This window comes from Pseudoalteromonas sp. RB2-MNA-CIBAN-0110 (genome assembly GCF_040309305.1).
Taxonomy (GTDB): Bacteria; Pseudomonadota; Gammaproteobacteria; order Enterobacterales; family Alteromonadaceae; genus Pseudoalteromonas; species Pseudoalteromonas arctica.
The window spans coordinates 37,968-47,020 of record NZ_JBEOOQ010000043.1; the positions used below are offsets into that span (position 1 = coordinate 37,968).

9 protein-coding genes and 1 pseudogene are annotated in these 9,053 nt (G+C 38.7%); 5 read left to right on the forward strand and 5 right to left on the reverse strand.

Features of this window, described 5'->3' with window-relative positions:
* Window positions 1-180: 180 nt before the first annotated feature.
* Window positions 181-858 (reverse strand): ComF family protein, encoded by a 678-nt coding sequence (locus tag AAEY68_RS17680; RefSeq protein WP_350586575.1) that lies wholly within the window; start codon window positions 856-858, stop codon window positions 181-183.
* Window positions 859-932: 74 nt separating this feature from the next.
* Here AAEY68_RS17680 and bioH point away from each other — a divergent pair, with 74 nt between their 5' ends.
* The 3 genes from bioH to AAEY68_RS17695 all read left to right on the forward strand — a co-directional run bounded on the left by bioH (window position 933) and on the right by AAEY68_RS17695 (window position 2,928).
* On the forward strand, window positions 933-1,670 hold the full coding sequence (gene bioH / locus AAEY68_RS17685; RefSeq protein ID WP_350586576.1) for a pimeloyl-ACP methyl ester esterase BioH: 738 nt from the start codon (window positions 933-935) through the stop codon (window positions 1,668-1,670).
* 90 nt (window positions 1,671-1,760) lie between these two features.
* Window positions 1,761-2,069: a hypothetical protein gene (locus AAEY68_RS17690; protein ID WP_007584971.1), complete on the forward strand. Its 309-nt coding sequence runs from the start codon at window positions 1,761-1,763 to the stop codon at window positions 2,067-2,069.
* 4 nt (window positions 2,070-2,073) lie between these two features.
* Window positions 2,074-2,928, forward strand: coding sequence for a putative metalloprotease CJM1_0395 family protein (locus tag AAEY68_RS17695; RefSeq protein WP_350586577.1), 855 nt, complete (start codon window positions 2,074-2,076; stop codon window positions 2,926-2,928).
* 72 nt (window positions 2,929-3,000) lie between these two features.
* Here AAEY68_RS17695 and AAEY68_RS17700 read toward each other — a convergent pair whose 3' ends face one another.
* From AAEY68_RS17700 to AAEY68_RS17715, 4 genes and pseudogenes are all read right to left on the reverse strand, one after another.
* Window positions 3,001-5,328, reverse strand: a complete 2,328-nt coding sequence (locus tag AAEY68_RS17700; protein ID WP_024594285.1) for a Tex family protein — start codon at window positions 5,326-5,328, stop codon at window positions 3,001-3,003.
* A 168-nt stretch (window positions 5,329-5,496) separates the two neighbouring features.
* Window positions 5,497-6,078, reverse strand: a complete 582-nt coding sequence (locus tag AAEY68_RS17705) for a CBS domain-containing protein (RefSeq protein ID WP_024594284.1) — start codon at window positions 6,076-6,078, stop codon at window positions 5,497-5,499.
* 50 nt (window positions 6,079-6,128) lie between these two features.
* Window positions 6,129-6,440, reverse strand: coding sequence for a hypothetical protein (locus AAEY68_RS17710; RefSeq protein ID WP_007584977.1), 312 nt, complete (start codon window positions 6,438-6,440; stop codon window positions 6,129-6,131).
* Between the two features lie 116 nt (window positions 6,441-6,556).
* Window positions 6,557-6,895: pseudogene (locus AAEY68_RS17715) on the reverse strand (GreA/GreB family elongation factor); the annotation flags it as partial.
* 138 nt (window positions 6,896-7,033) lie between these two features.
* Here AAEY68_RS17715 and gmtY point away from each other — a divergent pair.
* Both gmtY and AAEY68_RS17725 read left to right on the forward strand, forming a co-directional pair.
* Entirely contained in the window at window positions 7,034-8,338 is a 1,305-nt protein-coding gene (gene gmtY, locus AAEY68_RS17720) for a gamma-mobile-trio recombinase GmtY (protein ID WP_024591678.1), read from the forward strand.
* Window positions 8,335-8,994: an integrase repeat-containing protein gene (locus AAEY68_RS17725; protein ID WP_350586578.1), complete on the forward strand. Its 660-nt coding sequence runs from the start codon at window positions 8,335-8,337 to the stop codon at window positions 8,992-8,994. Before gmtY ends, AAEY68_RS17725 begins: the two co-directional genes overlap by 4 nt.
* Window positions 8,995-9,053 lie beyond the last annotated feature (59 nt).

Consider the following 9,053-nt stretch of genomic DNA (forward strand, 5'->3'; position numbering starts at 1 on the left):
ACGTGTTGATAGCTAGGCAAAAAATTCGCTATTTAGTTGTTCTCGGCAATTGCTCCTGCATTGCTCTACCTTCTGCATCCATGCAGTCGTAAATGAGAATTTTTTAACTCAGGTAGCGACACGTTTAGCCCCGCAAAATGATTAAGTATTATTGCGGATTGGTATAATACTTTTTAATAATTAAATAGGCGTTAAGCAAGTTGTAAAAGCCCACACTTGTTTAGCGCCTGCTTGTTTTAGTGCACTAGTAGCTGCGTTTAATGTTGCCCCTGTCGTCATCACATCATCAACAATAGCGACTGTTTTACCGCCCATATCCTGTGTACAAATAAAGGCATTTTTTAAGTTTTTAATACGTTTTGCTTTAGATAGCTCCGACTGAGCTTGTGTTTTTTTATTGCGAATAAGTACGTTACTCAGTGGCGCGTAATTATCTAAACATGGTTGCCACACTTGGCTTACCTGATTAAACCCGCGAGTAATGAATCGGCTTTTATGAAGAGGTAAAATAATAAAGGTATCTGGCAAAGTAGGGCTTTGCTCAAAAAACTGCGTTAATTGTTTTTGTATAACTTGCTGCAATGCCTTTTTATAATGAATTTGATTATTAAATTTTAGCCTTTTAAGCCAATGTTCAAAGGGAGGTTGATAAAAAGCACAGGCAAATAATTTATCAAACTCGCAATTAGGAAACATCTCAACAATATCGGGTCGATGCAGTAAATTCTTATGCTTACTAAAATCAAACAATGGTAAATCTTCAAGGCAATAATCACAAAGCCCTAAAGAGGTCGTAATCGTATTTTGACATTGCACGCAATAAGAGGGAAATAACCAATTTAAAATGGCTTGTTTCACTGACTCGCTCCTTGCATTGCAATCGCCTTTTTAAACGTTATGATGAGCCTAAGTTTGGTAAAGGTTAGGCAAATATGCAAAATGAGTTAGTGTTATTACATGGTTGGGGAATGAATCAGGGCGTATGGCAGTTAGTACAGCCAGAACTTGAGTTTTTATATTCAGGAAGTGTACGTAGCCTTGACCTACCTGGGTTTGGTAATAGCCATGTTTGCCCAAGCCCTTATACTTTGCATGATGCAGCAGAAACTTTAAGTAAGCAGTTAAAGCCGAAGACCATTTTAATGGGGTGGTCGTTAGGTGGATTATTTGCACTTTATATTGCTAAGCATTGGCCTGAAAAAATATCAAAAGTTATTTTAATTGCATCGACTCCTTTTTTTGCGGAGGCAGATAATTGGCCCGGAATAAAAGCGAATGTATTGGCGCAGTTTAAAGAGCAGTTAGTTAATCATCGAGAAAAAACAATAGAGCGCTTCTTAGCTATTCAAGCGATGGGTAGCGAGTCGGCGCGTGATGATATAAAGCTGCTTAAACAATTACTAAATCAGTACAGCGCACCACAAAGCGACGCCCTGAGCGCTGGTTTAGATATTTTACAAAACGACGATTTACGTGATTTATTTGCTCATTGCCCAGTACCTATCAAAGGAGTATTTGGCCGACTTGATGCCTTAGTGCCTTATAAAGCAATTAGTGAAATGTCAGTACTAAATACTGAGTTTGAATACGAAGTGCTAGATAAAGCGTCGCACGCGCCATTTATTTCTCATAAAAGTGAGTTTTTATCTGTCGTTAAATCAATGCTTTAAAATAGAGCTAAGAATAGCGCTGTTTAAAGCTTTATTTTGAGCAGAACCTGAGCGATAATTAAACAATGTTTATTTGGTGGAGGTTTTAATATGCCAATCGGATCTGTATTTAATAGTGGTGTAGAAGGGTTTAATCGAGCTAGCCAAGGTATTGAAAAAGCCAGTGCTGAGATTAACCGTGCCAGTATAGAACAGCAAGATGACGCGCAATTAGCGCAGCAACGTCAGCTTACAGCAGCACGCCCTGAAGAAGCTATTACTGCACCTGTAGCACAGCCTGCTCGTGTTGATGAAGCGCTTGTTAACTTAAAAGTTGAAGAGTTTAATGCCAAGGCAAATACGCAATCAATTCAAACGGCCGATGATGTACTTGGCACGTTAATCGATATTAAAGTTTAGTATTATGAATATTGTCACGCCATTTCCGTCTATCAATATAAACACTGCAAATGTTTATACGGAAACTGCACGGCGTGACAACCAACTACGCGAAGTTATTCCTGCTCCCGCATCTAGTAGCGCAAGCAATACAGAAACCAAAGCGCAAAGTGATTCTGAAAAAGCAAAATTACCAGGCAGTAGCGATGGTGCGACGTATAACGCAACGGGAAAAATAGCAGACGAAAAGTCAGTTCAGCAGCGCGATGGAAACTCAGAAAATCCTGAGGGCTCTGAGGAAGAAAGTGAAGCAATCGAGAAAAAAGAATCTGAGCAAGAAGAGCTGCAATTAGAACAAGAACAACAACAAATTACAGAGCTAAAAGCACGAGATACTGAAGTACGAATACATGAGCAAGCGCACGCTTCTGTAGGTGGGCAACATGCTGGCTCGCCAAGCTATGAGTATCAACGTGGCCCAGATGGTACTAACTACGCAGTTGGCGGAGAAGTACAAATAGATGTATCTGAAGTTCCCAATGATCCGCAAGCGACTATAGACAAAATGCAAACGGTACGAGCTGCCGCATTAGCGCCTGCAGAGCCTTCGGGAGCTGATCGCTCTATTGCTGCAGATGCTACGCAAAAGCTAGCAGCGGCTCAAGCTGAGCTTGCACAACCTGAAAAAGAAGACGACGAAGACGCAAAAAGTAAGCTTGAAGCTTCATTCTCTAGCGATGAAAGCAACGATACAAAAACAGCTAAAAGTGATGAGCAAACACGTGATGCCGATGTTGAGGCACGGGCGGAGCGTATTGCTAACTTTTATCAAATGGCTACATCGCCAGCGAGCCAAAGTAGTTTTTCAGCGTTAAGTTAATAATTTAGTAAAACGTAACCACAAAAAAACCGCTTACGCGGTTTTTTTCGTTTTAGCTTAGCTGTACAACTATTATTTTTTCACTTTAGCATTAGCGAACGCATCGGCAAATGCATTACCCATTAACGCATTACCGTTGTCACGTTTAGGCTTTGCAGCGCGAGGTTGCGAATTATTAGCACGTGCTTGTGGCTTTTGCGTAGCTGGCGCTGCTGACTTATTACTTGTGTCAATGTCGTCATCTAAGCGCATAGTAAAGCTTATACGTTTACGTGCAGCGTCTACTTCAACAACTTTAACCTTTACAATATCACCAGCTTTAACAACTTCACGCGGATCTGATATAAATTTATTCGTGATTGCTGAAATATGCACTAAACCATCTTGGTGAACACCTACATCAACAAACGCACCAAAATTAGCAACGTTTGAAACCACGCCTTCTAAAATCATACCTGGTTTTAGGTCACTAATTTTTTCAACACCGGCTTTAAACTCAGCTGTTTTAAATTCAGGGCGAGGATCTCGACCTGGTTTATCAAGCTCAGTAATAATGTCGGTAACGGTTGGTAAGCCAAATTTTTCGTCAGTGTAATCGTTTGCAGCAAGTTTAGTTAAAAAGTCGCTGTTACCAATTAGGTTACTGACATCTACGCTATTGCGTTCACAAATACGTTTAACAACAGGATAAGCTTCAGGGTGAACTGATGAGTTATCTAGAGGATCGCTACCATTGTTAATACGTAAAAAACCAGCCGCTTGTTCAAATGCTTTTGGCCCTAAACGCTCAACCTTTTTAAGCTCACTACGTTTAGTAAATGTGCCGTTAGCATCGCGATAATTAACGATATTTTGCGCTAATGTTTTGTTTAAACCAGATACGCGTGTAAGTAGCGGTACCGATGCCATGTTTAAATCTACGCCTACTGAGTTTACACAGTCTTCAACTACTGAAATAAGGCTTTGGCCTAATTGGCTTTGCGATACATCGTGTTGGTATTGGCCAACACCAATTGATTTTGGCTCAATTTTAACAAGTTCAGCAAGAGGATCTTGAAGGCGGCGCGCAATAGAGACAGCCCCTCGTATAGAAACATCTAAATCTGGGAATTCATTAGCTGCAAATTCAGAAGCTGAGTAAACCGATGCACCCGCTTCGCTAACCATAATTTTACTAAGCTTAAGTTCGCTGTTTGCTTTCATAAGCTCAGCAACCAACTTATCTGATTCGCGTGATGCAGTACCGTTACCAATCGCAATTAGCTCAACTTTATGCTGACGACAAAGTTGCTCTAACGTACGCACTGATTTATCCCAATGATTTTGTGGTGCATGAGGGAAAATAGTTTGTGTAGCTAGTAATTTACCTGTGCTATCAACAACGGCAATCTTACAGCCAGTACGAAGGCCTGGATCAAGACCTAAAGTAGTACGGGGGCCTGCAGGTGCTGCCATTAATAAATCTTTTAAGTTTTTAGCAAATACGTCGATTGCACCAGCTTCTGCTTTTTCGCGCATTGCTGCAAAAAATTCATTCTCTAGGTGTAATCCTAACTTAATTTTCCACGCCCATTGCACAACGTTTAATAACCAAGGACTTGCCGCTTTATATTTAATATCTAAACGGTAATGGTCAGCAATCATGTTGGCACATAGTTGCGCTGAATTTTCAGCGCTAGGCTCTGGATTAACATTTAACTGAAGTACACCTTCATTTCGGGCTCTAAGCATAGCAAGCGCACGGTGAGAAGGTACTTTTTTGAGAAGTTCTTGATGCTCGAAGTAGTCACGGTATTTTGCACCCGCTTGCTCTTGGCCTTTAATTACAGTGCTTTCAATTGCGCCGTTTTGGCTTATGTGGCTTCTAAATTTAGCAAGTAATTTTGCGTCTTCAGCAAAGCGCTCCATCAAGATAAATTTAGCGCCTTCGAGTACCGCTTTTGTATCTGCGAAACCTTTTTCAGCATTTACAAACTGCTCTGCTTGTTGCTCTGGGTCAAGGTTAGCATCTTTAAATAGTGCATCTGCAAGTGGTTCTAAACCAGCTTCAATTGCTATTTGGCCTTTAGTACGGCGCTTAGCTTTATAAGGTAGGTATAAATCTTCAAGTTCAGTTTTACTTTGTGCATTAGTTATATCGGCACTTAGCTCTGGCGTTAATTTATTTTGCGATTCGATGGTCGATAAAATAAAACTACGGCGCTCTTCTAGTTCACGTAAATACGATAAACGCTGCTCTAAAAGGCGTAATTGGGTGTCGTCTAGGCCGCCGGTAACTTCTTTTCTGTAGCGGGCAATAAAAGGAACAGTTGCGCCTTCATCAAGTAATTTTGTAGCTGCAACAACCTGTTGCTGCTGTGCGTTTAACTCACCGGCTAAACGTGCAGAGATATCGCTCATGCAAAAACCTTTTTATACAATAAAATAAGACCAGAAGCGTGTTACTGGCGCCGTTAATTGCTTGAATAATATCACAGGAGGTAGTAATAAAAAGCTCTTAAAGCAAGCTATTTCACTTGCTTTAAGATGGTTGGGAGGGGAGTAAATCAATTCAACTAAAAGAGCGCCCTAGTGAGGATGCTCAATGTTTTCTAATACTTCACTGAAAGAGTGAGCAATAGGGCTAATATGTAGTGGAATATGTAATGTTTTAGCTATTTGGCGAGCTGAAATTAAACCACAAATTTCGCTACTTGCTGTTGTTACTAATAAAAACATTACACCTTGATGCTCCATTGTTTGCAGCGCATCACCAATGCATGCATAGCTTAAGCTTTGCATGCTTACACCTGTAAGTCGGCTAATTGGCGTCATAATATCGCGCAAGCTTACTTCACTTCGTGGGGTATTTAAACGCTCTGCAATAATAGTAATTTTAGAGCTTTGTAAATCGGCGCTAGAAACAAGACCAATCAATTTTTGGTTCTCGTCGGTTACTAAAACAAAATCAGATTGTTGTGCACTAACTTGTTTAAGTGCATCTGTAATCGTTGTTGTATGCTCTGCACGAATGGGCGTTTTTTGAGTAAAGTTATTTACCATTTTTAGCGCTGGAGATGATAAATCAATCAATGGTTGGTCATCTGCAAATGTGCTTGCAATAACGCCGTGAGAAACATTTTGAGTACGTAATTCTTTAAAGTTAGACATAGTAGTCACCTTAGTAATTATAAAATTTAATTAAGTTGTAAAATAATGAATTAAATTAAATAGCTAGGTGGTCCGCGTTGGTACGCAGTGCTAAAAGGTCTGTTTAGGTTGGTGCTCTTATAAAAAGAATCTACGACATTAGGAAGTGGTTGAGGCGACCTAAAGGTAATAGTATTAACGTGAGAGTCTACGTCAAAATCGAGGTTTGCTTGGTCAGGAATGTCACAAGCAATAAAGTGATTAGATAGTTTAGCGTTATCAAGGTTTACTTCAGTGTTACTGGCATGCAGCGTCAAACTTACACTCATTAAAAGTGCAAACAATACGGCATTATTTAATATGCGCTGTACTATGTTTGACATAACCACGACCTTAATTAACTGCTTTCAAATTAAACAAATCAACTTGAATAATTCAGTTATAGCTTATTGGTTTAATTTACACAATCAAAAGTTAACATGATCTGAATCAAAACTTTTTATTTCTTTTTTTGGTAATCGATACTGTTTACATACCACTGTTTTTTACCCTGAGGAGTAGGTACCTCAAAATCGTCATCTACTTGTTTTTTAATCAGCGCCCGCGCCATAGGTGAGTCTATCGATATGTAATCTTTTCGGTCGTAAATTTCATCAGGTCCGACAATTCTGAATTTTTTAGTTTCACCTTCTTCGTTTTCAATTTCGACCCATGCACCAAAAAACACTTTTCCATCTTGAACGGGAGAGTAGTCGATGATTTTTAAATCAGGTATGCGTTTGCGTAAATAGCGTACACGACGGTCAATTTGGCGTAGCAAACGCTTGTTGTACTGATATTAGTTCTACTCTACTAACCATACTAATTATCATTAATTGAGTAATATAATTTGCTAAATCAATATTAATATTCTAAACCTAGTTGTATTAGTGTCACTAACTATATACTTAATAGTACAATTTATTGGATTGGTATTTTGGCTTATATTCTAAAACGGCGTGTCGATTATAAAGCAAATCAATCTGTCTTGTCTGTTAGCTTGCCATTACTCATAACAGATAAAGGTATATTAGTTTCACATCTTAGATTTCTTTATACAAAACGTAATAAATCTCAGTCTTGGCTTGAACGAAATGTGTTTGCGGTTGAGCAACTGCTTAAGTTTATGAATGCTCATACAAGTACATTCACATCAGCAACTGAGCTATTACGTTCGTTTGTTGATGTTCTCTGCTTTGGCTCAATAGATGATTCACAGAATGATCCCTCGAATTTGTATTGGTCCCCGCGAAAGGTTGAAGATGTTAATGTGTTATTGAGTCATATCAATTGTTATTGTGACTATCTTGATGAAATCTATGGATATGATCTTCCTAACCTAAATCCGTTAAGAAAAGCTACTAGAGCTGAAGAACGAATGCGCTGGTGTGCTTACTATAAACGTGAATCTAATTGCTTTTTAAATCATCTGAGTAACCCATCTAAAAATAGATTCGCAATGATACGAAGCATTCAAGGGCCAATGAATCATTTACTATCTATTGAGTCTGTAAATCGATTTCCAGAAGAGTACTTTCAACGCTTCTTGAAATATGGATTTCTCAATCATCGAACAAGAGAAGTTGATTTCGGATGCGTCCTAATAGTTATGTTAATGCATTATGGTGGACTAAGACTATCTGAATGCTTTCACATATATATTCGTGATATTACTATTGATGTAAAAAATAGTACGGCAATTTTTTCAGTTTTTCATCCAAGCGATGGAGCTAGTCCAGAGCTAGGTTTCTCTAATCGACGGGAGTATCTAAATACTCGCTTTCGACAAAAACCACGCAATGAATATAAACGCTCTCATAGGCTTTATTCAGGATGGAAGCAACCTCGATTAACGAATCAAAATCTTTCTTTTGATGTCATGATATTTCCAAATAACAAAGCTAAAGAACTGGCTTGGTTACTGGAACAATATTTAGCAGTAAGAGTTACTGGAAATCATCCATATCTTTTTACTAACTCAAATGGAGACCCTGAATCTAAAAAGAATTTTATCCAAAAGTACAAGCGTGGAGTCGAGCGAATTGGACTTGAGGCTGGAAAATGCTTCGGTACTAGCCCACATTCTCATCGGCATTCTTATGGATATAGTTTAAACCAAGCCGGCTTCAATCAGTTAGAGATACAAAAAGCTATGCATCATAAAAGTATTTTCAGTTGTTTGGTTTATTTGAAACCTAATGATATCGATATTCGTAATGTAATGAGAAAGAACGATATATGAGAAAGTACTTTTATCGAGAATACGCACTAGCCAAAAAACATGCACAATTGCTTGGTGTAAAAACTACCAAAGAATATAAACTAAGATATAAAGAAGATCCGCTGCTAGTTAGTACGCCCAATAATATCTATAAAAATGAATGGGAAGATTGGGAGAGTTTTCTTGGCACAAAAAAAGAATTTTATGCTAAATTATCTGATGCTAAAAAAGCAATACAAGCACTAGGCGTCAGTACAAGGGAAGAGTATAAGAGGCAATATAAATCAGACCCTTTACTGATTAGCACACCAAATATTTACTATGAAGATGACTGGAAGGGTTGGAGAGATTTTTTTGGTACTAATCAAAACTTTTATAGCTCTATCGATCTCGCGGAAAAAGCTGTGAGTGTGTTGGGTATCACGACAAGTACTCAATATATGGCACAATATAAACAAGACCCACAGTTGCCATCAGTCCCAGGAATAACTTATTCAAGCGAATGGAAAGGGTGGAAATCTTTTTTAGGTAAGGAAAAAGAGGTATATACTTCGTATAGCTTAGCTCAAAAAGCTGTTTTAGATCTTGGAATTAAGACCAAAAAAGCTTACATTTCGTGTCGTAGGAATGATCCTCTACTACCTTTCTCCCCTGACAAGCCCCCTGTGTCAGGATAGTTGTCGCCTCTAACTTTTAATAGAGGCAGATAAAATGAGACGTCGATTTACACAAGAAT

Coding starts and splice junctions, on each gene's coding strand:
- bioH (WP_350586576.1), top strand. CDS start 933: ATGCAAAATGAGTTAGTGTTATTACATGGTTGGGGAATGAATCAGGGC.
- AAEY68_RS17690 (WP_007584971.1), top strand. CDS start 1,761: ATGCCAATCGGATCTGTATTTAATAGTGGTGTAGAAGGGTTTAATCGA.
- AAEY68_RS17695 (WP_350586577.1), top strand. CDS start 2,074: ATGAATATTGTCACGCCATTTCCGTCTATCAATATAAACACTGCAAAT.
- AAEY68_RS17700 (WP_024594285.1), bottom strand. CDS start 5,328: ATGAGCGATATCTCTGCACGTTTAGCCGGTGAGTTAAACGCACAGCAG.
- AAEY68_RS17705 (WP_024594284.1), bottom strand. CDS start 6,078: ATGTCTAACTTTAAAGAATTACGTACTCAAAATGTTTCTCACGGCGTT.
- AAEY68_RS17710 (WP_007584977.1), bottom strand. CDS start 6,440: ATGTCAAACATAGTACAGCGCATATTAAATAATGCCGTATTGTTTGCA.
- AAEY68_RS17725 (WP_350586578.1), top strand. CDS start 8,335: ATGAGAAAGTACTTTTATCGAGAATACGCACTAGCCAAAAAACATGCA.